Origin of the sequence: Clostridium sp. UBA4548, assembly GCF_002387895.1 — a bacterium.
Classification (GTDB): Bacteria; Bacillota; Clostridia; order Clostridiales; family Clostridiaceae; genus Clostridium_J.
Genome location: NZ_DGLI01000021.1, coordinates 209,744 through 235,067 on the forward strand (window position 1 = coordinate 209,744; position 25,324 = coordinate 235,067).

General features: G+C 31.4%; 22 protein-coding genes. 18 read left to right on the top strand and 4 right to left on the bottom strand.

The window, feature by feature from the left end; genetic code table 11:
* Window positions 1–200: 200 nt before the first annotated feature.
* The 5 genes from B3040_RS07435 to yjeM all read left to right on the top strand — a co-directional run bounded on the left by B3040_RS07435 (window position 201) and on the right by yjeM (window position 7,971).
* Window positions 201–914 (top strand): PHP domain-containing protein, encoded by a 714-nt coding sequence (locus B3040_RS07435; protein WP_291571765.1) that lies wholly within the window; start codon window positions 201–203, stop codon window positions 912–914.
* 307 nt (window positions 915–1,221) lie between these two features.
* Window positions 1,222–2,652: a type I glutamate--ammonia ligase gene (gene glnA, locus B3040_RS07440; RefSeq protein WP_291571766.1), complete on the top strand. Its 1,431-nt coding sequence runs from the start codon at window positions 1,222–1,224 to the stop codon at window positions 2,650–2,652.
* Between the two features lie 288 nt (window positions 2,653–2,940).
* On the top strand, window positions 2,941–3,837 hold the full coding sequence (locus B3040_RS07445; RefSeq protein ID WP_291571768.1) for an acetamidase/formamidase family protein: 897 nt from the start codon (window positions 2,941–2,943) through the stop codon (window positions 3,835–3,837).
* Between the two features lie 224 nt (window positions 3,838–4,061).
* Window positions 4,062–5,840, top strand: coding sequence for an aminopeptidase P family protein (locus B3040_RS07450; protein WP_291571770.1), 1,779 nt, complete (start codon window positions 4,062–4,064; stop codon window positions 5,838–5,840).
* Window positions 5,841–6,462: 622 nt separating this feature from the next.
* The gene (gene yjeM, locus B3040_RS07455) at window positions 6,463–7,971 is read left to right on the top strand and encodes a glutamate/gamma-aminobutyrate family transporter YjeM (RefSeq protein ID WP_291571772.1); all 1,509 of its coding nucleotides are present in this window, start codon (window positions 6,463–6,465) and stop codon (window positions 7,969–7,971) included.
* Window positions 7,972–8,100: 129 nt separating this feature from the next.
* Here yjeM and B3040_RS07460 read toward each other — a convergent pair whose 3' ends face one another.
* Window positions 8,101–8,424, bottom strand: a complete 324-nt coding sequence (locus B3040_RS07460; protein ID WP_291571774.1) for a rhodanese-like domain-containing protein — start codon at window positions 8,422–8,424, stop codon at window positions 8,101–8,103.
* 315 nt (window positions 8,425–8,739) lie between these two features.
* Between B3040_RS07460 and B3040_RS07465 the strand changes: the two genes are divergently transcribed.
* From B3040_RS07465 to hypE, 9 genes are all read left to right on the top strand, one after another.
* Window positions 8,740–9,108 (top strand): cytochrome b5 domain-containing protein, encoded by a 369-nt coding sequence (locus B3040_RS07465; RefSeq protein WP_291571777.1) that lies wholly within the window; start codon window positions 8,740–8,742, stop codon window positions 9,106–9,108.
* Window positions 9,109–9,119: 11 nt separating this feature from the next.
* Window positions 9,120–9,992 carry a hydrogenase small subunit gene (locus B3040_RS07470; protein ID WP_291571778.1) on the top strand — a complete coding sequence of 291 codons (873 nt, stop codon included), beginning with the start codon at window positions 9,120–9,122 and terminating at the stop codon, window positions 9,990–9,992.
* Window positions 9,993–10,004: 12 nt separating this feature from the next.
* Window positions 10,005–11,411, top strand: coding sequence for a nickel-dependent hydrogenase large subunit (locus B3040_RS07475; protein ID WP_291571780.1), 1,407 nt, complete (start codon window positions 10,005–10,007; stop codon window positions 11,409–11,411).
* Window positions 11,411–11,869, top strand: coding sequence for a hydrogenase maturation protease (locus B3040_RS07480; protein ID WP_291571782.1), 459 nt, complete (start codon window positions 11,411–11,413; stop codon window positions 11,867–11,869). The genes B3040_RS07475 and B3040_RS07480 overlap by 1 nt, the downstream gene beginning before the upstream one ends.
* The gene (locus tag B3040_RS07485; protein WP_291571784.1) at window positions 11,870–12,124 is read left to right on the top strand and encodes a hypothetical protein; all 255 of its coding nucleotides are present in this window, start codon (window positions 11,870–11,872) and stop codon (window positions 12,122–12,124) included. It begins immediately after the preceding gene.
* Window positions 12,125–14,428 carry a carbamoyltransferase HypF gene (hypF, locus tag B3040_RS07490; protein ID WP_291571786.1) on the top strand — a complete coding sequence of 768 codons (2,304 nt, stop codon included), beginning with the start codon at window positions 12,125–12,127 and terminating at the stop codon, window positions 14,426–14,428.
* A 4-nt stretch (window positions 14,429–14,432) separates the two neighbouring features.
* Window positions 14,433–14,669, top strand: coding sequence for a HypC/HybG/HupF family hydrogenase formation chaperone (locus B3040_RS07495; RefSeq protein WP_291571788.1), 237 nt, complete (start codon window positions 14,433–14,435; stop codon window positions 14,667–14,669).
* On the top strand, window positions 14,662–15,750 hold the full coding sequence (gene hypD, locus B3040_RS07500; protein WP_291571789.1) for a hydrogenase formation protein HypD: 1,089 nt from the start codon (window positions 14,662–14,664) through the stop codon (window positions 15,748–15,750). The genes B3040_RS07495 and hypD overlap by 8 nt, the downstream gene beginning before the upstream one ends.
* A 175-nt stretch (window positions 15,751–15,925) precedes the next feature.
* The gene (hypE, locus tag B3040_RS07505) at window positions 15,926–16,918 is read left to right on the top strand and encodes a hydrogenase expression/formation protein HypE (protein WP_291571790.1); all 993 of its coding nucleotides are present in this window, start codon (window positions 15,926–15,928) and stop codon (window positions 16,916–16,918) included.
* Between the two features lie 73 nt (window positions 16,919–16,991).
* Here hypE and B3040_RS07510 read toward each other — a convergent pair whose 3' ends face one another.
* Window positions 16,992–17,684 (bottom strand): TetR/AcrR family transcriptional regulator, encoded by a 693-nt coding sequence (locus tag B3040_RS07510; RefSeq protein ID WP_291571792.1) that lies wholly within the window; start codon window positions 17,682–17,684, stop codon window positions 16,992–16,994.
* Between the two features lie 289 nt (window positions 17,685–17,973).
* Here B3040_RS07510 and B3040_RS07515 point away from each other — a divergent pair, with 289 nt between their 5' ends.
* Window positions 17,974–19,512 carry a BCCT family transporter gene (locus tag B3040_RS07515; protein WP_291571794.1) on the top strand — a complete coding sequence of 513 codons (1,539 nt, stop codon included), beginning with the start codon at window positions 17,974–17,976 and terminating at the stop codon, window positions 19,510–19,512.
* A 68-nt stretch (window positions 19,513–19,580) separates the two neighbouring features.
* Here the strand turns inward: B3040_RS07515 and B3040_RS07520 are convergent, their stop codons facing one another.
* Both B3040_RS07520 and B3040_RS07525 read right to left on the bottom strand, forming a co-directional pair.
* The gene (locus B3040_RS07520; RefSeq protein ID WP_291571796.1) at window positions 19,581–21,008 is read right to left on the bottom strand and encodes a DEAD/DEAH box helicase; all 1,428 of its coding nucleotides are present in this window, start codon (window positions 21,006–21,008) and stop codon (window positions 19,581–19,583) included.
* Window positions 21,009–21,157: 149 nt separating this feature from the next.
* Window positions 21,158–22,084, bottom strand: a complete 927-nt coding sequence (locus B3040_RS07525) for a diacylglycerol/lipid kinase family protein (protein ID WP_291571799.1) — start codon at window positions 22,082–22,084, stop codon at window positions 21,158–21,160.
* 282 nt (window positions 22,085–22,366) lie between these two features.
* On the opposite strand from B3040_RS07525, the gene B3040_RS07530 reads away from it, so the two are divergent.
* The 3 genes from B3040_RS07530 (at window position 22,367) to proC (ending at window position 25,281) form a co-directional block, all read left to right on the top strand.
* A complete protein-coding gene (locus B3040_RS07530) occupies window positions 22,367–23,176 on the top strand; it encodes a ZIP family metal transporter (protein ID WP_291571801.1) in 810 nt (269 codons plus the stop codon).
* Between the two features lie 705 nt (window positions 23,177–23,881).
* The gene (locus tag B3040_RS07535) at window positions 23,882–24,451 is read left to right on the top strand and encodes a helix-turn-helix domain-containing protein (protein WP_291571803.1); all 570 of its coding nucleotides are present in this window, start codon (window positions 23,882–23,884) and stop codon (window positions 24,449–24,451) included.
* A gap of 20 nt (window positions 24,452–24,471) precedes the next feature.
* Window positions 24,472–25,281 carry a pyrroline-5-carboxylate reductase gene (proC, locus tag B3040_RS07540; protein ID WP_291571805.1) on the top strand — a complete coding sequence of 270 codons (810 nt, stop codon included), beginning with the start codon at window positions 24,472–24,474 and terminating at the stop codon, window positions 25,279–25,281.
* Window positions 25,282–25,324 lie beyond the last annotated feature (43 nt).

The window sequence follows — 25,324 nt, forward strand, 5'->3', positions numbered from 1 at the left end:
GGTTCATTGTGAAATTTTGTAAGGATGTAAATGCTCCAGTAGTTTTTTTGAAATTAAATTATTATATTAGATAAGGATATAAAGTATCATTTATAACAAAATTTAAAGATGGACTAAAAACATTAGAATTGTAAAAGTTTTTATATTAAAGCTAGATAAAAATAAATATTATGCATTATAACAATATGAGAGGTAGTTAAATGTTTGTAAAAGGGGATTTTCATATACATTCCACGGTCTCTGATGGCTGTCTAAAACCTTGTGAGGTAGTTCAATTTGCAAAGGAACAAGGGGTGGACATAATAGCATTGACTGACCATAATACTATGGCTGGAGTAGAGGAAGCAGTAATCGCAGGAGAAAAACATGGAGTTATGGTTATTCCAGGAGTAGAACTTTCAACTAGATATAGAGGAAGTCGTGTTCATATTCTAGGTTACTTTAATGAGGATGGATATAAAAGTGAAGTTTTTAAGAAGATTTTAAAGCTTGTAAAATCCAGAAAAACTAAACAAATACAAAGGTTATTAAGAGGAACTGTTGAAGTCAAATTAGATAGTGGAAAGTTATCAGTGGAAAGTGGCATAAAAATATTGAAGCATTTTGGTGCAACGGTGGTATTAGCACACCCAGTAATTATAAATAAAAAGTATGTTATGGATGTGATATCTATGGATTTTCAAGGAATTGAAGCAAAGTATTTTAGAAATACCAAGGAAAATACAAAATACTTCTTAAAGCTTTGTAGAGAGAAGAATTGTTTCTATACTGCTGGTTCAGATTTTCACACAAATAAGCAAGTAGATTTTAAACATGGTCTCATTGGGGTAGTCTGGTTAGAGGGGAAGGAAATAGATATATTTTTAAAGGAAATATCAACTAAAAAGTTAGTTAAATTAAGGAATTCTTCTTAGTTAGGGTTTATTGAAAATAAAGTGATATCCTTTAGGATAATCAGCATTATGAATTAATAATATTAAAGGACTGTTTCACAATTCACAAGAATACATGTTGAGCAGTTCTTTTTTTATAGGAAACGTATGAATTTAGAGTAAAAAATGAAAGAAAAACTTCATAAAAAGAATATATAGAGAGATATTTTTCATAAATATAGTTAAATTAGGTTTTAAGGAACTAAATCGCATTTGAATACAGCATTATTAAGTATTATACTGAAAATGGCGAAAATTCGAAATATTTTAGGAAAGAAGGAAGAATTTTATGTTTAAGAATTTTAACGAACTAGAAAGTTTTGTTAAAGAGAATGGAATTAAAATAATTGATTTTAAGGTAGTTACATTACCTGGAAGATGGAACCATCTTTCAATTCCTGTAGAAAGATTAAACGAGAAAATTTTTGAAGAAGGTATAGGTTTTGATGGTTCAAGTTATGGATATTCAAGCATAGAAAACTCAGATATGTGCTTTATACCAGACTTAACTACTGCTTTTGTTGATACATATTGTAAGGTTCCAACTGTAACCATGATTGCAAACATTTATACTGTAGGAAAAGAAGAAGGAAGATTTAGTGGAGATCCTAGATTTGTAGCAGAGAAAGCTGAGGAATTCTTAAAGAAAACTGGTATAGCTGATGAATTTGTAATAGGACCAGAGTTTGAGTTCTATTTATTCGATCACATTAGTTTTGAAGCTAAGAATAACCATCAAGAAGTAACAATTGATTCTAAGCAAGCTTATTGGAATACTAATGAAAAAGAAGAGAACTATGGATACAAAGTTCCTTTCCAAAGAGGATATCATAGAGATTTACCTTATGATTTAAATAATGATTTAAGAAGTGAAATGACTTTAAAGCTTGAAAGCATGGGAGTAGATGTAAAATACCATCACCATGAAGTAGGAGCAGCAGGTCAGCTAGAGCTAGAAGTAGAATTAGGCGAAATGAGAAGAATGGCTGATGCTACAATGATAGCTAAATATGTAATTAAAAATGAAGCAGTAAGACACGGAAAAACTGCTACCTTTATGCCTAAACCTCTTTATGGTGAAGCAGGAAGCGGAATGCATGTTCACATGCTTCTTAAGAAAAATGGAGGGAACTTATTCTATGATGAGAAGGGGTATTCAAAGTTAAGCCAAGAAGCATTATATTTCATAGGTGGTATTTTAAGACACTCTAAAGCTTTATTAGCTTTCACTAATCCATCTACAAACTCATACAAGAGATTAGTTCCAGGTTTTGAAGCACCAGTATCAATATGCTTTGCTACAGGAAATAGAAGTTCAGTTATAAGAATACCTGGTTATGTTAAGAATCCAGAAAAACGTAGATTTGAGTTCAGACCTTCAGATGCAACAGCTAACCCTTACTTAGCGTATTCTGCACTTTTAATGGCTGGTATTGATGGAATCTTAAATAAAATAGATCCAACAAAAGCAGGTTTTGGACCATTCGATATAAATGTATTTGATATGCCAGAAGAAGAAAGAAACAAAATTGAAGCTCTTCCAACTTCTTTAGAAGAAGCTCTTGAAGAATTAAAAAAAGATCATGAGTTTTTACTTAAAGATGGAGTATTTGATAAGCACTTCATTAACAACTGGATTAAGTTTAAATATGATAAAGAAGTTATGAAAATAGCTAAAGTTCCATCTCCAATAGAGTTTGAACTTTACTATGACTTATAGAAAATTTTAAGATTCTAGCAATTTAAAACAGCAGGATTTTTAAGTTCAGCTAAAGCAATAAGATCCAACCTGATTTTTATAGGTTGGGTTTTATTGCTTTACTAACTTTTAATTATTTTTAACTAAGCTTTTATAAATGAAGAAAGCAATGAAAAATATACCATGTAATATATAAGATGAAATAAAGAAAATTATGAAAATTATAGAAAAGAGTCTAAATTAAGTGTAAAATCAATATTAAGTATTATAAAAATATATAGGATAAAGTTCATTTTCGGAGGGGAAGTTATGAGTTTTAAGTTAAGTAATAATAGTATATTTAAATTTTCTAGTAAAAACACTCCAACACTTAAGGTTAATTCAGGGGATGTAGTAGAAATATATACCTATGATTGTTTTTCTAATCAATTACAAACTCAGGAGGATACCTTGGAAGCTATGGACTGGGAAAGAATAAACCCAGCTACTGGGCCAGTGTATATTGAAGAGGCAAAAGATGGAGATGTTCTAAAAGTTACCATAGAAGAGATAAGGCTAAATAGCCAGGGGGTCATGGTTGCAGGTGAAGGGTCTGGAGTTTTAGGACATATGTTAAAAGGCATGGAATCTAAGATATTGCCAATTAAGGATAATAAAGCAGTTTTTGATGAAAAGTTATCTATTCCTTTAAATCCTATGATTGGTGTTATTGGAGTGGCGCCATCAAAGGAGGAAATTAACTCAGGAACTCCAGGTAAGCATGGAGGAAATATGGATAACTTAATGATTACTACAGGAGCAACTATTTATTTTCCAGTGTTTACTGAGGGGGCTCTATTTGCTCTAGGGGATTTACATGCAGCAATGGGGGATGGAGAAATCGGTGTAACAGGAATAGAGATTGCAGGTAGTGTAAAAGTTAAGTTAGAAATTGTAAAAGGATTAAAACTTAATAACCCAGTTTTAGAGAATAAAGAAAGTTTTACAACCATTGCATCGGAGGTAAATTTAGAAGATGCAGTTAACCAAGCTACAATTGATATGGCAGAAATTTTAAGAGCAAGGATGCCAATGGGACTTCATAAAATAGCAATGCTTATGAGTGCAGTAGGACATACTGAAATATGCCAAGTGGTTGATCCTTTAAAAACAGCTCGTTTTGTTATGCCAAAGTGGGTTCTTGAAACTTATGATTTCAAGTTTTAATTAGTAAAAGGTAGTTTATAGCTGATAAAAAGCATTAAATATAAATTTCGAACAGTAAATCTGTTTAAAATATTTGTACTTTTAAGAACAATATAATATAATAGTGTATAATTTAGTTTATCTTACTAAAGCATGCATATTTAAACAGTGCATGTTAATTATAGAAGTATATAAATAATATCTAAGTAAATATAATATTACATATATTAATAGGAGGCATAATTATGAATGTAGATGCAAGAGTTAATAGCTTAAGAACTTTAATGAGAGAAAGAGGAATTGATGCTTTCATAGTTCCAAGTGATGACAATCATGGAAGTGAATATGTAAGTGAGTATTTTAGAGCAAGAGAGTGGGTAACAGGGTTTACAGGTTCTGCTGGTACTGCTGTAATAACTTTAGAGGAAGCTCATCTTTGGACTGATGGAAGATATTTCCTTCAAGGTGCTAAAGAGATAGAGGGAACAAGTTATATTTTAGAAAAGCTTGGAGAACCAGGAGTAAAAAATCATGTAGAGTGGTTAGCAGATAACCTTCAGGCAGGTTCAACAGTTGCATTCAATGGAAAAGTATTTACTGTAGCTGCCTTAAATAGCCTAAAATCTTTACTTTCAAATAAGAACATTAATATAAAGGCTGAAGAGGACTTATTTGAAAAAATATGGACAGAAAGACCAAGTATGCCTAAAGGGAAAATGTTTATTCATGAATTAAAATATACAGGAAAGTCTCTAAGTGAAAAATTAGCTATGGTTAGAGAAGAAATGAAGAAAGAAGGTATTTCTGATTTCATATTAGCTTCTTTGGATGATATAGCGTGGCTTTTAAACTTAAGAGGTGCAGATGTTCCATGTAACCCAGTATTCTTAAGTTATTTACTAATGAATGATAATGGTTGCACACTATACATAGACAAAGATAAAGTAACTCAAGAAATAAATAAGTATCTAGAAGAAAACAACGTAAATGTAAAAGGTTACGAAGAGATAGTAAGTGATATAGTAAAGATTGATGATAAGGCAGTTGTTACTTATGATCCAACAAAGACTAATGTTTGGATAAAAGATGCTTTAAGTGGAAATGTAAAGGTTGTTGAAAGAAGAAACATTACTACTGACTTAAAAGCAAGAAAAAATGAAGCTGAACTTAGCAATATAGAGAATGCCATGGTAAAAGATGGTGTAGCTATGGTTAAATTCTTTAACTGGCTAAAGAAAAACATAGGAAAAACAGAAATTACAGAAATTACTGCAGCAGATAAACTTACACAATTTAGAAGTGAAGGAGAAGGTTTCGTAGATATTAGCTTCTCTACTATTTCAGGCTATGGTCCAAATGGAGCAATTATACATTATCATGCTACAGAGGAAAACCATTCAAAATTAGAACCAAAGAGCTTGTATTTAATTGACTCAGGTGCACAATATTTAGATGGTACTACAGATATTACGAGAACTTTAGCCTTAGGTGAGCTTACAGAAGAAGAAATGGTGGATTATACTTTAGTATTAAAAGGAAATATATCATTAAGTATGGCAAAATTCTTATATGGAATCGCAGGATGTAATTTAGATATTCTTGCAAGAAAACCAATGTGGGATAGAGGAATAGATTACAAACATGGTACTGGACATGGAATAGGTTACCTACTAAATGTACATGAAGGACCACAAGGTATAAGAAAAGAAATATCAAATGTTGCTTTAGAAAAAGGCATGCTAATATCAAATGAGCCAGGAATATACAGAGAAGGAAAACATGGTATTAGATTAGAAAATATAGTAGCAGTTAATATAGAGGCTGAAACTGAATTTGGAAGGTTTATGAAATTTGATGTTTTAACTTATTGTCCATTTGAATTAGAAGCAATAAAAGTTGAGTTATTATCAAGTGAAGAAAAACAATGGCTAAATAACTATCATGAATTAGTTTATAACAAATTAGAAGGCTATTTAAACGATGAAGAAAAAGCTTGGTTAAGAGAAGCAACAAGAGCTATATAAAGAATGTAAATTTGAAACTTGTTTTCAGGTTACAAAATTTAAAATTCAATCAGTAAAATAAACAAGTTTATGAAACACATGGAGATCACTTCATGTGTTTTTTCATTACCAAAAACTATGTACATAAAAAATAAGTTTTGTGAAACAATATTTATAAATCATGGAAATTTTCAAGTTATAGCTAAAAATTATAAACTTAACTAATAGATTAATTTAACTAATAGATTAATTTAACTAGATTTGATTAATAGAATTAAGGCTTGATATATTGTGACATTACCAAGAAATACTGTAATAGAATATTGTTTTCAAAATATTAAAAACTGTAAAGGTTTTACACTAATGTTCAGAATTATCCCCTTATTTTTTATACTGAAACACTTTTAATAACTAAATATCAAGGAGCTAATATATTCATATTTGCACTTTGTAAACAAGTTACCTTGAAGGTAGTGAAGTATTAGCAGTTTTATAAATTAATATTTGGACTTGATTGAAAAAATTAAATATTAAAACTTTTTAAGAAATATTGATTTTTTTGTCGTGGTGTGTATAATGATAGTTGCGAGTAAGTTAAATTGAATTAATTTATTAAATTTCATTAAAAAGGGAGGATAAAAAAATGTCATCAAACAGTAACAGCACTCAAAAGTTAACACTGGTATCATTAATACTAATGATTTTTACATCAGTTTATGGATTTAACAACATGCCAAGATCATTCTACTTAATGGGATATGCAGCGATTCCTTGGTATATTTTATCTGCAATTACATTCTTCATCCCATTTGCATTCATGATGGCTGAGTATGGCGCAGCGTTCAAAAATGAAAAGGGTGGAATATTCTCATGGATGGAGAAATCTGTTGGACCAAGATATGCCTTCATGGCTACATTCATGTGGTATGCATCAAATATCATCTGGATGGTTAACGTTTCTTCAGGTATTTGGGTTCCATTCTCAAATGCTATATTCGGAGTAGACAAAAGTAAAACTTGGTCATTATTTGGCTTAGCGCCAACACAAACACTAGGTATACTTGCAATTCTTTGGATTTTATTTGTTACATACACTTCTTCAAAGGGATTAGATAAGATTAAAAAAGTTACTTCAGTAGGTGGTACTGCTGTTGCAGCTTTAAATATCGTTTTAATCGTTGGAGCAATACTTGTATTCATAGGTAATGGTGGACAATTACAACAGCCAATGTCATTAACAACTTCACCAAACCCTAAATATGTTGGTAGCCTTGTTGCTACATTCTCATTCTTAGTTTTCGCTATATTTGCTTATGGTGGAATAGAGGTTGTTGGAGGTCTTGTTGACCAAGCGGAAAATCCAGAGAGAGATTTCCCAAAAGGTATTGCAATTTCAGCTATAGTTATAGCAATTGGATATGCAATAGGTATCTTCTGCGTTGGTGTGTTCACAAACTGGCAAGCAGTTCTTTCAGGTGATAAAGCTCACATGGGTAACGTAGGTTATGTTGTAATGAACAACCTTGGATACCAATTAGGAACAGCATTCGGTGCATCACAAGCTGTAGCTGTTTCAATGGGTAACTGGGTAGCTAGATTCGTTGGATTATCAATGTTATTAGCATTAACTGGTGCGTTCTTTACATTATCTTATGCTCCATTAAAGCAGTTAATTGAAGGTGCTCCAAAAGAATTATGGCCAGGAAAAATGGGCGAAATTAAAGGCGGAATGCCAATAAATGCTATGTGGGTTCAAGGTGTTATAGTTATTATTATTATAGGATTAGTTTCTTTCGGTGGAGATGAAGTTGCTAAGTTCTTCGAAATTCTAGTTGCAATGACTAACGTTGCAATGACAGTTCCATATATGTTCTTATCAATGGCATTCATATCATTTAAGAGAAAGAAAGAAATTGAGAAACCATTCGTAGCATTCAAATCAGAAAGTTTCTCTTTAGTTGCTACTATAATAGTAACATTTACTGTAGGATTTGCTAACTTCTTTACAATCATAGAACCAGCAATGAATGGTGATGTTAAAACTACTATATTTAGTATAGCAGGACCAATAATATTTGCTGTAATTGCAATGATAATGTATGGTAACTATGATAGAAAATACGGAAAAAATAAAAAAAATAACGTAGCATAATAAGCTAAGTTTAAATATGAAATAATTTATAAATAAACTCGTATTAATTTAATTAATACGAGTTTATTTTTTATTTTTTGGAGGTTAATTTGTTAGTTATTTTTAAAAAAGTAAAGTAAAATTATATATTTATTTTTTAACATCATAGTTCCAATTAGATATTCCTCTATATAAATGATTAATGTTTGAAAACCCATTTTCCACAAGGATATTAACTGCTATAGGACTTCTTCCACCAGTAGCACAATAAATAATTACAGGTTTATCTTTATATTCATCTAAATCATCAATACTATTATGCAACTGGTTAAGAGGCATAAGCTTTGCATTAGGAATATGACCACTCATATATTCAGCTTTTGTTCTCACATCTAAAATAAGTGTATCCTCATTTTTATCTATTAACTCTTTAGCTTCTTGCGAAGTTATATTTTTTACATTATAGGCACTCATAGTTTTCCTCCTTCTACTTGCAGATATAATAACTATTACAATAACTAGTATAACTAAACTTACTTGAAACATAACACACATCCTTACATCGTTATAATTAAATATATTGATATATATATTATAGCACAGGATTCTTAAAATAAATATAATTATAGAAATAAGTTTTGGTATTCCCAATATATATTTTTATAATCAATGTGAACATCTTTACCTCAATAGAAATGAGTAATATGTAGGCATAAACTCAATTTGTATTCATATATATATTTATTTATACATATTATTATTTTAGAGAATAATTTTAGGAGAATTTTTATGGATTTTCAAACTAATTTAAAAGAAATGTATAAATATTTTACAGAAATTAATAAAAAGATTTATTTAATTCAATGGGAATATAAAGATAGATTTGCTGTAAGAGAGACAGCTCCAAGTAATAATTTATCTACAAATGACAGGGTATTTACCGTGGAAGAATTAAAGCGGTATGATGGTTCAAATAATAACCCAGCTTATGTTGCTGTAGATGGAATAGTATATGATGTGACCTTAGTAGCAGGATGGGGAGGAGGCACCCATTTTGGAGTTAAGGCAGGAACAGATGCTACTGAGCAATATCATAAGTGTCATGGTTTAACTTATGTAGTAAATAAGCTTCCGAAGATTGGAGTTCTTCAAAAATAGGAGGATATATAGTGATAGAGTGCGGGATTAATAAAAGAGTAAGGTATCATGTACAAGAATTAATAGGTAATGCTGTTAGAGAGATAAATGATAACAGGAGAAATAAAATAAATTTAGTATGGATAGAAGCAACAGGATGTTCTGGAAATATTATTTCTTTCTTAAATGCAGATGCACCCTCCTTTAACTATTTTATAACAGAGGTTGTAAATTTAAGATATACAAATAGTTTGATGTTGGCTCAAGGTGCACAAGCGTTTTTAGAATTTAATGATGTAATCAATGAGGAGTTTATATTGATTGTAGATGGAGCTATTACTGTAAAGGATAATGGTGCTTACACATATGCGGCCTATTATAATGATGAACTAATTTCAGCAGCAGATAAGGTTTTTGCAGCGGCACAAAAGGCGCGATATATCTTGGCAGTTGGGACTTGTGCAGTGTCAGGAGGGATTTCAGCAGCAGCACCTAATCCATCAGGTTGTATGAGCTTACAGCAATTTTTAAAAGGAAAAAAAGTTATAAATCTACCTGGATGCCCTTGTCATCCAGATTGGGTTATGGGCACAATAGCAAATTTACTATTATATGGAGAACCAGAACTAGATGACTTAAATAGGCCAAAAATGTTTTATGGAAACACTATCCATGACTATTGTGAAAGAAGGTCTTTTTTTGAAAATAGAATTTTTGCTGAAGCTGTTGGACAGCAAGGATGTATGTTTAAATTAGGATGCCGAGGTCCAGTAACTAGAACAGATTGTCCTACGAGACGCTGGAACGATAGAGTTAATTGGCCAGTTGGAGATAATACGCCTTGTATAGGTTGTGCACAAGTAGGGTTTCCAGATTTGATGGAGCCTTTTGTAAGAATGGAGTAAGGAGGGAGGGTTTTGGCTACAAAAGTAATAATAAATCCTATTACCAGAATAAGTGGTTATTTGCAAATAGAAGTTGAAATTGAAAACAATGTAGTGGTAGAGGCTAAAAGTCAAGGAATGATGTTTAGAGGCTTTGAAAAGATGCTAAAGGGTAGGGTACCTACCGATGCAATATATTTTACAGAGAGAATATGTGGTATATGTTCTACAGCTCATGGGCTTGTATCGGCTAGAGCTTTGGAAAATGCTTTAAAGATTACGCCATCATTAAATGAAAGAATTTTAAGAGATATAATGCATAGTAGTGAATTTATTCAAAATCACTTAAGGCACTTTTATCAATTTGTACTTCCAGATTATGTAGGGAATATTGGGGTAGATCCGGTATTTGAAGTAATAAGTAAGGATTATAGAATCCCAGAAAAAGATAGTGAGAGACTTCGAGAAGATTACTTTTTATCTATAGAAGTAAGTAAAAAAGCACATCAGCTATTAGCGCTCCTTGGAGGTAAGGCACCTCATACCCATGGGGTTTTTGTTGGCGGAGTCACTTGCACAATAAATGCTGAAAAAGTGTTAGAGGCCCAAGGAATAGTTGCAGAATTAATAGATTTTATTGAAAATAGGATGATAACAGATGTTAACACCATAGGCAAATATTATGGGGATTATTATGAAATCGGAGAAAGTAGCGGAAATTTTATGTCTTACGGACTTTTTGATAGTTACGCGGATATAAAGTATGTGCCAAGAAAAATTATTTTGAATAACGGGAAAGAGTTAGATATCGAACCAGAAAAAATAACACAAAATATTTATAATAGCTGGTATTCCTCAGAGGAAGAGCAATTTGGCGTGGGGAATGATAATTGGCAGGCTAATCCACAAAAAGCTACAGGGTATAGTTGGATTAAAGCTCCAAGATATGACGGCATGCCAATGGAAGTAGGGCCTTTGGCAAGGATGTATATTTCAGGATTATATAGAGAAGGGAGTTCCACAATGAATAGGCTCATGGCTAGAGCTCTAGAAGCAAGAGAAATAGCTGAAGGGATAAAGATGCTTCTTCAAAGGGTAAGAATTGAACCTCTAAGTTTCAAGAAATTTTCCATGCCAACAGAAGCCTTAGGATTTGATCTTCATGATACTACAAGAGGAGCATTAGCACATTTTGTTGGAATAAAAGATAAGGTTATTGACAGGTATACTATTATAACGCCTAGTGGATGGAACTTATCACCTACAGATTCTATGGGAGTAAAGGGAACCTTAGAGGAAGCACTGATAGGAACCTTTATAAATAACCCTAATGACCCTATAGAATTAGGAAGGATAGTAAGAAGTTTTGATCCTTGTGTATCCTGTGGTACGCATGTAGTATCTAATAAAGCATCAGTTGTGGAGATTAGGGTGGTTTAATGAAAATTAAGGTAGTTGGTATAGGAAATAGAATTATGAAGGATGACTCTATAGGTATAAGAATAGCTGAAGCTTTAGAAGGAGAGTTAAAGGATTTGGGTATAGAAGTCATTATTGGAGAAACGGATATAGAATACACTTTAAACTCTATTAATGCAGGTGATTATGTTGTAATTCTTGACTCAAGTATTTTAGATTTAAAGCCAGGAGAAGTTTCTATTTTTGATATAAAGAAATTAAAGCAATTTAGTCATAAAGGCTATTCCATGCACCAAATGAGTTTAGTTAAAATATTAAGTTGTTTTACATTTATGCAAGTCGAGGGTATTCTCATTACTGTTGAAGCAGCAGAAATTGATTTCGGTATAGAATTAAGTGAGGTGTTGACTCAGAGATTTCATGAGATTAAAGGTCAGGTTTTTGAGGAAATAAAGCTACAAGTTAAGGGAGGAATGTAAATGCATGATTCATTTCTTATGCAAAATATAATTAAAGCTCTTAAAGATATCTGCAAGAATAATAATTTTGTAAGAATAAAAAGTGTCCAAATTACGGTTAATTGGGATAGCCATATAACTCAACAGGATTTAAGAGAGCATTTAATGGAACTATGTGATGAATATATTAATAAAGATACTATAGTAGTAGTAGTCTTTGGAGATGTGCCAGAACTTATAGCAAAGATAGATTATATAGAAGGAGAAGAAGGTTAGTTGATTTATAGATATGTTATTAAAATATATGGAATAGTCCAAGGTGTGGGATTTAGGCCCTATGTCTATAACTTAGCTATAAAAAACTCTGTAAAGGGATGGGTGAGTAATGAAGGCTCATCCCTTGTTATAGATATAGAAGGAAGTCGAGAGAAAATAAGAAAAGTGCTATTGGCTATAGTTAAAAACCCACCAACAATGGCAAAAATAAAAAGAGTTAAAGGTAAAAGACAAGAAGTTGTTAGTTATTCGAGCTTTATCATAAAAGAAAGTGAAATAAGTGAAGACGGTGAAAAATATTTGTTAGGTGATATTGCAATTTGTGGAGATTGTCTTGAGGAAATTAATAATGAAAACTCCATTTGGTATAACTATCCCTTCACAAGTTGTACAAACTGTGGACCTAGATATTCCATTATGAATACTTTTCCCTATGATCGAGATACCACAAATATGGAAGAGTTCGTAATGTGTGAACGGTGTAGGGAAATGTATAAGGCTCCAAAGAATAGGAGGTTTCATGCACAAACTATTTCTTGTCCAAATTGTGGTCCAATTATTACTGTAACTAATAATAAAGGTGACATTGTAAAATGCAAGGATGAAATTCAATACACTAGAGAATTGATTAAATGTGGCAAAATACTAGTTATAAAGGGAATAGGAGGTTTTCATCTATGTTGTAATGCATTTGATAATATGTCGGTGGATAAGCTTAGAAACAGAAAGAATAGACCACATAAACCTTTTGCGTTGATGATGAAGGATATAGATACGGTTAAGCAGTATGTTGAAGTTTCATATATAGAGGAAGAATTATTAAAATCACCGGCAGCACCTATTGTTTTACTAAAAGTTAAAGAGGATAAATCTATAAGAAAAATTTCAGAAAGTGTTGCTCCTAAGATGAAGTATTTAGGGATAATGTTACCCTACACTCCACTACATCATTTGCTTTTTAAGGAAGGTGTGGAGTGCTTGGTGATGACAAGTGGGAATATCAGTGGAGGAACTGTTGAATATAATAACTCTAAAGCTTTAGATAATTTAAGCCACATTGGGGATTACTTTTTAATTCATAATAGAAATATAAATATACCTATAGATGATTCCGTTGCAAAAGTAATTAAGGATAAGGTTTTAATCAGTAGAATAGGAAGAGGATATGCACCTTATTACATAGATTTAGATATAGAAAAAAATATTTTAGCTTTAGGAAGTGAAATGAAAAATACTTTTGCATTAAGTAGTAATGAGGCAGCTTTATTAAGCCAGTATACGGGAGATTTAAAGAACTTTGGTGTATATGAGGAGTACATTCATAGTATAAATAATATGAAAAAGATACTTAACTATGAACCAAATTATGTAGTAGTAGATAAGCACCCCGGATTTATTTATCGGGGATATAAACAGAAAAATTTAACTAAGATATTAGAAGTTCAGCATCATTTTGCCCATATGGTAAGCTCCATGGTAGAGCATCACATCAACCATGAAGTTATTGGGGTTATATATGATGGAGTAGGTTATGGTGATGATGGACAACTTTGGGGAGGCGAATTTTTCATAGGAGACAGAAAAAACTACCAACGGGTATGTCAATATAAATACATTAAGATTCAAGGTGGTGATAAGGCTACAGAAAAAATATATAAGATTGCTTTAAGCTTTATTGAGGAAATTCAACATAAAGAAATAAAGGCTTATGTCATGGAAGAAGTGCGTAAGTATTTAAAAGAAAGCTTACATGATAAAGAAATAGAAGTACGGTTGAAAAATCATAAGCTTTCTCTAGTTAACAATGTTAATTGTTATAGAACTTCTAGTGTAGGTAGAATTTTTGATGCTGTAGCTTCGATTTTAGGGGTTAGACAAGAAATAAGTTATGATGGACAAGGTGCCATAGAGCTAGAAGCTCTAGTTATAAAAGGCATTAAGGAAAGTTATAACTATAGTGTTTTTGAAGAAAAGGGCTTTAGGTATATAGATATATTACCTGCAATTGAGGAGATTATTATGGATAAGAGTAGTGGGATTTCAGTAGAAATTACTGCTACCAAGTTTCATAATACCTTAATTAATATTACTGTAGATATGGTAAAGATAATTAGCAGTTCAACAGGACTATACTCTGTGGTGTTAAGTGGTGGAGTTTTTGAAAATAGATACCTACTAGAGAGTATAACTAATAAACTAGAAGATGAAAGCTTTAAGGTATATTTTAATGAAAAAATTCCAATTAGTGATAGTGGAATGTCAGTTGGACAGTTGGCTATTGCAAAAGAAATAATAGAAGGGTGATTTTATGTGCTTGGCAGTATCAGGGGAAGTGTTAGAGGTTAAAGAAAATAATGCCTTAGTAAATATCAGGGGGATTCAGATAAAGGTTGATATAAGTTTAATAGATAACCCTGAAATAGGAGAGTATATTTTAATTCACGGAGGCTTTGGAATACAAAAAATTAATGAGGATTATCATAATTTTCTCCAAGAAACCATAGAACACATCTATTATGAATTTGGGGGAGATATGGATGAATGAAAGGCTAAGCCTACTAATAAAAAAAATATGGGAACTAAGCAGTAAAATCTCAAAGAGGGAAATTAATATAATGGAGGTTTGCGGGACTCATACTCATGTTATATATGAAACTGGAATAAGGGAACTACTACCTAAAAAATTAAACCTTATATCAGGTCCAGGTTGCCCTGTTTGTGTAACTCCTGGAAGCTTTGTAGATAATGCTATAGAAATAGGGAAGTCAGGCACCACTATAGTAACTTTTGGAGATATAGCTAAGGTGAGGGGAACAAGTACTTCTCTTTGGGAGGAAAGAAAAAATGGGGTAGACTTAAAAATTATTTACTCTTTGGACAATGTGATGCAGCTATGCAAGGAAAGTAAGGAAAAAGCATTTGTATTTTTGGGCATTGGCTTTGAGACTACAGCACCCTTAATTGGAACTATAATAGAAAGAGCATACAAGGAAAACATTAAAAATCTTTACTTTTATAATTCTATAAAAACAATGCCTCCCATATTAGAGGAAATTCTTACAACTACGTCATCAATAGATGGCTTTATTTTACCAGGACATGTGGCGGTTATTCAAGGTGAAAATGACCTTGCTAAGCTATTTAGTAATAATAATATACCGGGTGTTATAGCAGGCTTTACCTTTGAAGATATGGTACTCTCCATATACTATATTCTAAGAGCATTGTATAGCTTAGAAAGGAGAGATAATGATATAACTTTCTATAATATATATAAGTCCTGTGTAAGTGTTGAAGGAAATGTAAGGGCTAAAAACATATTAAAGGAAGTTTTTAAAGTGGAGGATGGATTGTGGAGAGGCATTGGTTATATAAAAAATTCAGCTTTAGTTATGAACCCTAAGTATAAGAATTTTAATGCTATAGATAAGTTTTCTCTTCATAATACAATTCACCTAAAGGAAGGTAGTACTTCAGGGTGTAGATGCACAGAGGTAATAATGGGTATGATTCAACCCAATCAGTGTACTCTTTTTAAGCATGTATGTAATAGTGAAAACCCTCTGGGTCCCTGTATGGTATCTATAGAAGGGTCTTGCTATTGTGCATATAAATTTGAAGCTTAGGCATCTTCAAAAAATAAACAAGTCAGTATGTTTGTCTATTTTGAGTTATACTTCGTCAACAGAACCCATAGATAGCTCTACTATCTATGGAACCTGTTTTCTTGTCTAACTCAAAATATCCTTCACATCTTTGACTTGCTATTTATTTTCAAATGCCTTAGTTTATGGAGGAATTATGGATAGAATTGGTTTAATTCATGGAGAAGGTGGAAAGCATACACAAGAATTAATAAAAGAGCTTTTTTATAAGGAGTTTTTTAATGAAACCTTGATTAAGGATAAGGATTCAGCTATTTTAGCAGTAACATCAAATAAGATAGCATTTACTACAGATTCTTTTGTGGTAAATCCAATATTTTTTAGTGGTGGAGACATAGGTAGGCTCTGCATATCAGGAACTGTAAATGACTTAGTGACTTCTTTTGCTGTTCCAAAGTTTATAAGCTTAAGTTTCATTATAGAAGAAGGGTTTCCAGTTGCAGAATTAAGAAAAATAGTAACATCTATAAAGGAAGCTGCTGAAGAAGCTGAAGTTATAATTGCTACTGGGGATACTAAGGTAGTGGAGAGAGGAAATGCTCAGGGAATTTTTATTAACACTTCTGGCATAGGTTTTGTTGAGTATGAACTTAATGATAACATAGAACCTGGAGATAAGGTGATTTTAACTTCTAATATTGGAGAGCATGGAACTGCTATTGCTGTGGAAAGGTATGGGTTCCAAGTGGTAGGAGATATAAAAAGTGATGTAAGACCTTTGAATAACTTAATTAAAGTTTTATGGGAATATAAAGAGGATATAAGGCTTTTAAAAGATCCAACTAGGGGTGGAATTGGACAGTGTTTTAATGAAATTTCATCAAAATATAAAATAGGGTTAAATATTAATGAATGGAATATTCCTATAAGAAGTGAAGTTAGAACCCTAAATGAAATTATCGGATTAGATCTATACTATCTGGCATCAGAGGGAGCTATGCTTCTTATAGTAAAAGAAAAAAGTGCTAATAAAGTAATTGATAAACTAAAAAAATGTGAAGATTATAAAGAATCATCTATTGTTGGTGAAATTACTGTGGAGCATGAAAAAGTTGTTTTAAAAAATAAATTTGGAGGAAAACGAATATTACAAGAATTAGATTCTATAATGCTGCCGAGGATATGCTAATAGGAAATAAGAGGTTGTTTCAATATTATAGAAACAACCTCTTACCATTACATAGTATAGCTAATAATTAAATTTATTTGAACTCTGTAAATTCAGGAATCATATTTTTTGCTTTTAAATTATAATAGTGTAAATTATTTTTTATGTAATCTACAATAATTTCAAGTGAGGTATCTTTATCATATCCATCAATATTATTTGTAACCTTCATCAATAATCCTTCAAAGAAAATAATTATAGTTCTACTTAATTCCTCTAAATCTTCTTTTCTAATATAGCTATCATCAACACAAACCTTAAGAATTGCAATATCTCGGTCGATTATACAATCTTTATTTAGCATAGGTAGTAAAACCTGTGGTAATTCGTGAAACTCATCAGGATAAAGATCATAGTAGTGCTTCATTGTATCCTGAACACTATGAGGTTTTTGGTCAAGAAATAAAGATTTAAATATTCTTGGATTGCTAAAGGCATGAATAGAAAAGCATCTCCAGATTTCTAAATAGTTTCTTAATGAAGAGTATCCTTCGTTTATATAGTTAGGTAAATCATGAATGTATTCATTGTAATACTTCATGCTAGCAAAAAAGATTATGTGATTTAAGTTGTTAAAGTACTTATATGCAGTTGCCACATTATAGCCCGTAAGTTGAGCTACACGTCTCGCAGTTACATTTTCAATACCTTCTTCGGCTATGAGTTTCTTTGTTGCATTAACAAATGAAAGCATCATTTCTTTTTTTTCCATTGCTGACTTAGTCATAAGAATATCCCCTTTTCCCATAATATATATAGCGTTTATTATAGCACAAGTTGTGAGCGGAATAAATTATTATTTTTAAGAATTTGAGAAATTTTTAACACATTTTATATAGCTTGAAAATATACATCATTATATAAAGACAAATAGTATTGTTATATGATGATTATGGTGTAAAATTAGAGATAGATATGTATATACGCACTAAGGTAATTTAAAATAAAAGTTAGTTAATGTATGAACATATGTATTTTAGTGCATGATTAAAATATTTAAAATTGGAGCTAAACAAATGAAAAAAGATTTTAAATTAAGGTCATTGAAAAGTAAACACCAGCATATAAAGAAATTTCATCAAGGGCTTCCTATAATACTTGGAGTATGTTTAATTTCTCTTACGGGTATATTAAAGCAATTTAATTTCAAAGAACTAATTAACAATATGATGGAGTTAATTAGTGATAAGTTTGGAATACTTTACTTAGTTTCTATGAATCTTTTCATTGTAGTTTCCTTCATATTAGCCCTAAGCAAACTTGGAACAATTAAGCTTGGGAGTGAAGATACTAAACCAGAGTATACCTTTGGAGCTTGGTTTGCTATGCTATTTGGAGCAGGAATGGGGATTGGTTTAGTATTTTGGGGTGTTGCAGAACCTATTTTCCACTTTACCTCGCCTTTAGGAAATACAAATGAAGGGTCTATAGAAGCAGCAAATTTTGCTTTTGTAACATCTTTTATGCATTGGGGAATTCATCCTTGGGCTAGTTACAGTATTGTAGGTCTTGCCATTGCTTATTTTCAATTTAGAAAAGGTAAACCAAGTTTAGTAAGTAGTATTTTTATTCCTTTAATAGGGGAAGAAAGAGCAAGCGGGTTAACTGGAAAGACAATAGATTATTTTGCGGTATTTGCAACAGTTGCTGGTGTTTCTGCATCCTTAGGAATGGGGACAATGCAAATTAATAGTGGACTTAATTACATGTTTCATATACCAGAAAATATAAAAGTTCAGCTAATTATTATAATTCTTATTACCTTCATGTTTATATTGTCAGCTGTTAGTGGGATTAATAAAGGTATAAGTATTATATCAAATATAAACCTAATTTTAGCATTTGGTATTATGGTTGGTTGTTTTTTTATAGGACCAACAAAAGATATTATGGAGAACTTTTCAAAAGGAACATTAAGTTATTTAAAAAGCTTTTTGGGAAGTAGTATACAGCTTCAAGGGTTAAAGGATAGGTCGTGGTTGGGAAACTGGACTATATTCTATTGGGCCTGGTGGATATCTTGGACTCCTTTTGTAGGAATGTTTATTGCAAGAATTTCTAAAGGAAGAACTATAAGAGAATTTGTATTAGGAGTTATTTTGGCCCCTACTTTAGCATCAATATTGTGGTTTTCTATTTTTGGAACTTTAGGAATAAATTTAGGGATTAATAAGATAATAACAATGGAAGCTTTGAAAACCATTGCGGCTTCACCGGAAATAGCCTTTTTTAAAATTATAAGTTATTATCCTTTTCATAATGTAATATCCATAATAACAATGATTTTACTTTGTACGTTCTTTATTACCTCAGCAGATTCTGCCACCTTTGTGCTAGCTATGCTTACATCAAAAGGAAGCCTAAACCCTTCAAATAAAAAGAAAATATGCTGGGGAATCATTGAAGCTTTATTAGCTATAATATTGCTAATTTCAGGAGGATTATCTGCTCTACAAGCTATGGCTATAATAGCAGCTCTGCCATTTGTGATAATTATAATTATAGGTTTTATATCTTTATGTAAAGAATTAAGAAAAGATAAATTAGACCTATAGATTAAAAAGGGTATCTCAAAACATTTTTTGAATTTGTTTTGAGATACCCTTTAAATTAGAGAAAAACACTATTTTTCTCTAGCTTTCTCAATCTTTACAGACTTACCTTTAAGATTTATTTCTTTCATAGCTTTTAAAAGTTTAGTTCCATCACCGTTGAGAATATGAGCATGGCTATAATTATCAAAAACTTCAATGACTCCAATAGATTCACTAGGAATATTACCGCTATTAACTAAAGCTCCTAAAATATCCCCTCTACGAATTTTCTTTTTCTTTCCAGCATTTATATACAATTTAAGCACCTGAGAAGGTGTCGTAGGTGTCTTTGTAATAATAGGCTTTTCTAAAATTTTAGGTGCTTTTTCAAGGTCTTTTTCCGTTGGAGCATTAGCTCTTGGAATTTGAAGTCCAATGAATTCCTCAATAGATTTTAAAAACTTATCCTCATAAGGAGTTACAAAAGTTATTGCTTCTCCAAAGTTTCCAGCTCTACCAGTTCTACCAATTCTATGAACATAGGCTTCTAGTTCAAGCGGTATATCATAATTTATAACATGACTAACGCCTGTTACATCTATGCCTCGAGAAGCTACATCTGTAGCAACTATAAAGGTATACTCACCCTGTTTAAAGGACTTCATAGCTTTAAGCCTATCTTGTTGAAGCATATCACCATGAATTTCAGTAACAGAGTAATTTGAAGCTCTCATTTTTGAGGCTAGCTCGATTACATTTTTTTTAGTTCTGCAAAATAATATACATTTTTCCATAGACTCAACAACAATTAAATCTTGTAGAAGTTTATACTTATCATTGTCGCTAACAAAATAACATCTTTGATTAATTTTCTCTACTGTTAATTCTTTAGGTGTAATTTGAATTACTTGTGGAGACTTCATATAGGTAACTATATGCTGCTGAATTTCTTCAGATAAGGTAGCAGAAAACATAAGAGTTTGCCTAGCTTTAGGAACCCTTTTTATAATTGCTTCTACTTGGTCTAAAAAGCCCATATTTAGCATTTCATCTGCTTCATCTATTACCAAGTATCGGATATGGTCTAAATTTAAAGTTCTATTATTTATATGATCTATGGTTCTGCCAGGGGTGCCAACTACCACATGGACCCTTTGAGAGAGCTTAGTTTTTTGTATAGTCATAGGCTGTTTTCCATAGATTGAAACTGCATTAATTCTTTTATATAAACCTAAAGTGGAGAAACTCTCAGCAACTTGAACAGCAAGTTCCCTTGTTGGTGTAAGCACAAGTGCTTGAACGGCATTTTCTTCAACTTGCAGATTCTCAAGAATAGGAATTGCAAAAGCAGCAGTTTTACCACTTCCAGTTTGAGCCTTAGCAATTATGTCCTTGCCCTCAAGAGCTATAGGAATTACTTCAGCTTGCACAGGAGAAGGGGTATCATAGCCTAGTAGCTTAACAGATTTTATAATGCTTGGATTTAAATTAAAATCTTCAAATGTTTTTTTATTCATATTTATTACCTTGTCCTTTAGTTATTGTTATATTGTAAGCTTATTTACTATTCTTTGCAAGTAACTATATAGTTATTATGAACCTTAAAGAGGGTAGAAATACTAATAAAAATAATAACTCTAGGTTTTAACTAGAGTTATCAATAAGACTATAAATTTATAGTTTCCTTTAATTCATAATTATTACATACACTTTCCTGTGGCAACATAACTTTTAATCCATTTGGAATTATATTAAATTCTGCATGATTTGTTCTCAACAGTTCTCCATCCACATTTAAAGCAAATTCCATAGGTGAGGAAATAATAGCTTTTTTACAATTATGATAAGAAACTTGTTTAATATCTTTTATATTACCATCAAGGGCTTTTTTTATAGAAAGTAATAATTTTAAAATAGTAACTTTTTCAATACTGCAAATGTCTAAATTACCATCAAAGATATTGGCATCAGGGGTAATATAAAAACCACCACCATAACATTTCCCATTTGATATAGCTAAAAGAAAGGTCTTTTGAGTTATATGTGTATTATCTACTAAAATTTTTAAATCCATAGATTTAAATTTAAAAGCAGTATAAAAAACACTAGTTAAGTATGAAAGTCTATTAGGGAAAAATTTATTATGCTTAAATTTTCTAGCATTGTAATTTACCTCTGCATCAAATCCTACAGAAGAGATATTAAGATAATATCTCTGATTTACAGAGGCTAAATCAACAGAACAAAGCTTTCCATTAATTAATAAGTGGAGATAATTATCAACTGTTAAGTCTCCATAAAGGGTCTTCACAAAATCATTACCAGTGCCACAAGGAATAATAGACAATAAGCTATTTGTGCCAATTAAACCATTAAGAACTTCATTAACAGTACCATCTCCACCAATAGCAAACACGTGGTAGGTGTCTTGTGAGCAGTAATCCCTAGTGATTTCTTCTCCATGACTTTTATATTGAGTTAACTTTATATGGAACTCTATATTTTTATCTTTAAAATATTCTTCAATTCTACTAATGTACTCTAATCCTCGTCCTTTACCGGCAACAGGATTAATTATAAATAAGTATTTCATAGAGTATACCCCCATGCAATTAATTTTTTAGTGGTTCATAATCAAACCTTAAACTTTAGATTCAATTCAAAATATAGTTTTATAATTTACCTACGTTTATTTTAGCATTTATCAATAATAAAGTCTAAACAAGATTTATGTAAGATAAGAAGAAGTTTAAATTTTAATAACAACTTTTAAAGTTTTGAATAGGATATAGTAGCGAAATTTTAACGCATAGCTAAATTAATACGGATTTTCCGTAGGGTTTCAATACCTAGGATAATAAAAGGGGTGATTATTATGGAGTGGTTACTTACCCTAAGCCCTGTGTATCAAGCATTACTTGCAACTTTATTTACTTGGGGAGTTACAGCGCTAGGGGCAGCATTGGTGTTTTTCTTTAAGAATATAAATAAAAAAGTTTTGGATGCGATGATGGGATTTGCCGCAGGAGTTATGATTGCAGCAAGTTTTTGGTCTCTTTTAGCTCCAGCCATTGAAATGGCGGCTGAAGCAGGAGGTGTTATCTGGCTTCCACCAGCTATTGGATTTATAGCAGGAGGAGTATTTTTACTTTTAGTTGATAGGATAATTCCGCATCTCCATGTAGGTTTTAAGACAGAAGAAGCGGAAGGTATAAAAACAAGTTGGAAAAGAAGTGTATTACTAGTTTTAGCAATAACTCTTCACAACATTCCAGAAGGTTTAGCAGTAGGGGTCGCTTTTGGAGCCGTAGCTGCCGGGCTTCCATCAGCAAGTTTAGCAAGTGCCATAGCTCTTGCTATAGGAATTGGGATTCAAAACTTTCCGGAGGGGGCAGCGGTATCTTTGCCATTAAGAAGAGAAGGTTTTTCTAGACTAAAAAGTTTTGCTTACGGGCAAGCATCAGGTATAGTAGAGCCAATTGCTGGAGTTATAGGAGTTATAGCAGTAATGACTATGAGATCCCTATTACCTTTCGCACTTTCATTTGCAGCAGGTGCAATGATCTTTGTAGTTATAGAAGAATTAATTCCAGAATCTCAGTTGGGAGGAAACACAGATTTAGCTACCATTGCTACCATCATGGGATTTGTTGTAATGATGATTTTAGATGTAGCTTTAGGTTAAATTATATTTAAATTATTAAAAGACTTAAGATTTAAGATAAAAATTCTTCTAATATGAAATAATAATATTAGAAGAATTTTTAAGTTTTTAATAACATTTTTTAAGTAGGATTATTAAATTTTCCTTAGAGAGAGTTTTAGGGGGAAAGTAAAGTTTGTTATAATAAAGGTAGTTTTGAACCAGTAAATTCTGTTTCAAAGCCATTGAAGAAATTAAGTTATCTATTACTTAAAAAGTTAAAAATGTTAATTAACTTAAATGTAAATATTATATAGACAATATATATGTTTTTGAGTAATAATTATTATATATAAATTGCAAAAAAATTTTTATATTACTCAATAAGCTAAAACCAATTTGTATGAAAGAGAATGCAAAAGAAGTTTTATTATTAGTGTAGTATCTTTATTGCAATATATATATTAAAAAGTTTTGTTGTAATTAATTATTAAATTTGAAGTTAGAGACAGACTATTAAATGATGATTTTTTATATTAAGATATGAACTAAAAAGCAAGTATAGGGACACAGAGTTGGAATTTAACTTATACATGAGTCCTAGCCTGTTCCCTTAAAGGTTTATGAAGATGGATAATTTAAAGTACCATCATAAAATCCTATGACAAGTAATATAAGTTAACTTATATTATGTTTCAAATCTGATTTAACTTAAAATAATTATAGAACTGAAGAGGTGGAAATACATTGAATAAAGTTATCGGAAGTAAAGTTAAAGAATTAAGAACGCAAAAGAAAATGACTCTAAAGGAGTTAAGTGAAAAAACTAATTTATCTACAGGCTTTCTTTCTCAACTTGAGAGAGGACTTACAAGCATTGCTACAGATTCACTTTTAAGTATCGCAGAGGCACTTGAAGTAGAACTATCTTATTTCTTTTCAAGTACGAAAAGAAGGGAAAGAGTTATTCAAAGAAGTTATGAAAGAGAAGTACATAATATAGATAACTGCATATATGTAAACTATGTTTTATCAAATAGTATAAACGATAAAACAATGTTGCCTAGACTTATAGAAATATTACCTAATTCTAGTGATGAAGAATTATCTTCCTTTCATCATGAAGGTGAGGAGTTTATTTATGTGCTAGAAGGAATACTTACTTTGTTTATCAATAATGAAAAACAAAACTTACATCCTGGTGATTGTGCTCATCTTGATTCAAAAGCATGTCATAACTTTACTAACTATACAAATAAAGTTACTAAAATATTAATTGTAAGTATACCTAATCATCTTAATGATTCAAACAAGTAAGGCATAAATAGGAGGAAGTTATGAACAAAAAAATTGGTTTTATAGGAACTGGAAATATGGGAAAAGCAATGATTGGAGGAATAGTAAACTCTAAGCTTGTTCCATCAAACAATGTAATTGTCTATGATTTAAACACTGATAAACTTAATGCTATAAGGGATGAGTATAACGTAGAAATAGTCAGTAGTGAAGAAGAAGTTGCAATGAGCTCAGATATATTATTTATAGCAGTAAAACCTAATATTTATGATTTGGTATTAGAAAAAATCAAAGGAAAACTAACAAAAGATAAAATTATCGTTACTATTGCAGCTGGAAAAACTATAAAAAGTGTAGAAGAAGTTATAGGAAAAGAGTATAAAGTAGTTAGAACTATGCCAAACACTCCTGCTTTAGTTAATGAAGGAATGAGTTCTCTTTGTGCTAATGAAATTGTTTCTGAGGAAGAACTTAATCAGGTAAAAACTATTTTTGAAAGCTTTGGTAAAGCAGAAATATTACCAGAACACCTAATTGAAAGCGTTATAGGTGTTAGTGGCTCTTCACCAGCATACACCTTTATGTTTATAGAAGCTCTTGCTGATGGTGCTGTACTAGCAGGAATGGCTAGAGATAAGGCTTACAAATTTGCCGCACAAGCTGTATTAGGAGCCGCTAAGATGGTGCTAGAAACAGGAAAACATCCAGGTGAATTAAAGGATATGGTGTGCTCACCAGGTGGCACAACTATAGAAGCTGTTAGAACTTTAGAAGAAAGAGGCTTTAGAAGTGCAGTTATTGAAGCAATGATAAATTGCATGGATAAATCAAAAGAAATGAGCCAAAAGTAACAGGAGAATATTAAAATATAATAACAATGAAGCTCATACATAA

What these genes read in the sequence shown, in the direction of transcription:
- B3040_RS07435 (WP_291571765.1), top strand. Translation starts at nt 201, where the DNA reads ATGTTTGTAAAAGGGGATTTTCATATACATTCCACGGTCTCTGATGGC.
- glnA (WP_291571766.1), top strand. Translation starts at nt 1,222, where the DNA reads ATGTTTAAGAATTTTAACGAACTAGAAAGTTTTGTTAAAGAGAATGGA.
- B3040_RS07445 (WP_291571768.1), top strand. Translation starts at nt 2,941, where the DNA reads ATGAGTTTTAAGTTAAGTAATAATAGTATATTTAAATTTTCTAGTAAA.
- B3040_RS07450 (WP_291571770.1), top strand. Translation starts at nt 4,062, where the DNA reads ATGAATGTAGATGCAAGAGTTAATAGCTTAAGAACTTTAATGAGAGAA.
- yjeM (WP_291571772.1), top strand. Translation starts at nt 6,463, where the DNA reads ATGTCATCAAACAGTAACAGCACTCAAAAGTTAACACTGGTATCATTA.
- B3040_RS07460 (WP_291571774.1), bottom strand. Translation starts at nt 8,424, where the DNA reads ATGAGTGCCTATAATGTAAAAAATATAACTTCGCAAGAAGCTAAAGAG.
- B3040_RS07465 (WP_291571777.1), top strand. Translation starts at nt 8,740, where the DNA reads ATGGATTTTCAAACTAATTTAAAAGAAATGTATAAATATTTTACAGAA.
- B3040_RS07480 (WP_291571782.1), top strand. Translation starts at nt 11,411, where the DNA reads ATGAAAATTAAGGTAGTTGGTATAGGAAATAGAATTATGAAGGATGAC.
- B3040_RS07485 (WP_291571784.1), top strand. Translation starts at nt 11,870, where the DNA reads ATGCATGATTCATTTCTTATGCAAAATATAATTAAAGCTCTTAAAGAT.
- B3040_RS07495 (WP_291571788.1), top strand. Translation starts at nt 14,433, where the DNA reads ATGTGCTTGGCAGTATCAGGGGAAGTGTTAGAGGTTAAAGAAAATAAT.
- hypD (WP_291571789.1), top strand. Translation starts at nt 14,662, where the DNA reads ATGAATGAAAGGCTAAGCCTACTAATAAAAAAAATATGGGAACTAAGC.
- hypE (WP_291571790.1), top strand. Translation starts at nt 15,926, where the DNA reads ATGGATAGAATTGGTTTAATTCATGGAGAAGGTGGAAAGCATACACAA.
- B3040_RS07510 (WP_291571792.1), bottom strand. Translation starts at nt 17,684, where the DNA reads ATGACTAAGTCAGCAATGGAAAAAAAAGAAATGATGCTTTCATTTGTT.
- B3040_RS07515 (WP_291571794.1), top strand. Translation starts at nt 17,974, where the DNA reads ATGAAAAAAGATTTTAAATTAAGGTCATTGAAAAGTAAACACCAGCAT.
- B3040_RS07520 (WP_291571796.1), bottom strand. Translation starts at nt 21,008, where the DNA reads ATGAATAAAAAAACATTTGAAGATTTTAATTTAAATCCAAGCATTATA.
- B3040_RS07525 (WP_291571799.1), bottom strand. Translation starts at nt 22,084, where the DNA reads ATGAAATACTTATTTATAATTAATCCTGTTGCCGGTAAAGGACGAGGA.
- B3040_RS07530 (WP_291571801.1), top strand. Translation starts at nt 22,367, where the DNA reads ATGGAGTGGTTACTTACCCTAAGCCCTGTGTATCAAGCATTACTTGCA.
- proC (WP_291571805.1), top strand. Translation starts at nt 24,472, where the DNA reads ATGAACAAAAAAATTGGTTTTATAGGAACTGGAAATATGGGAAAAGCA.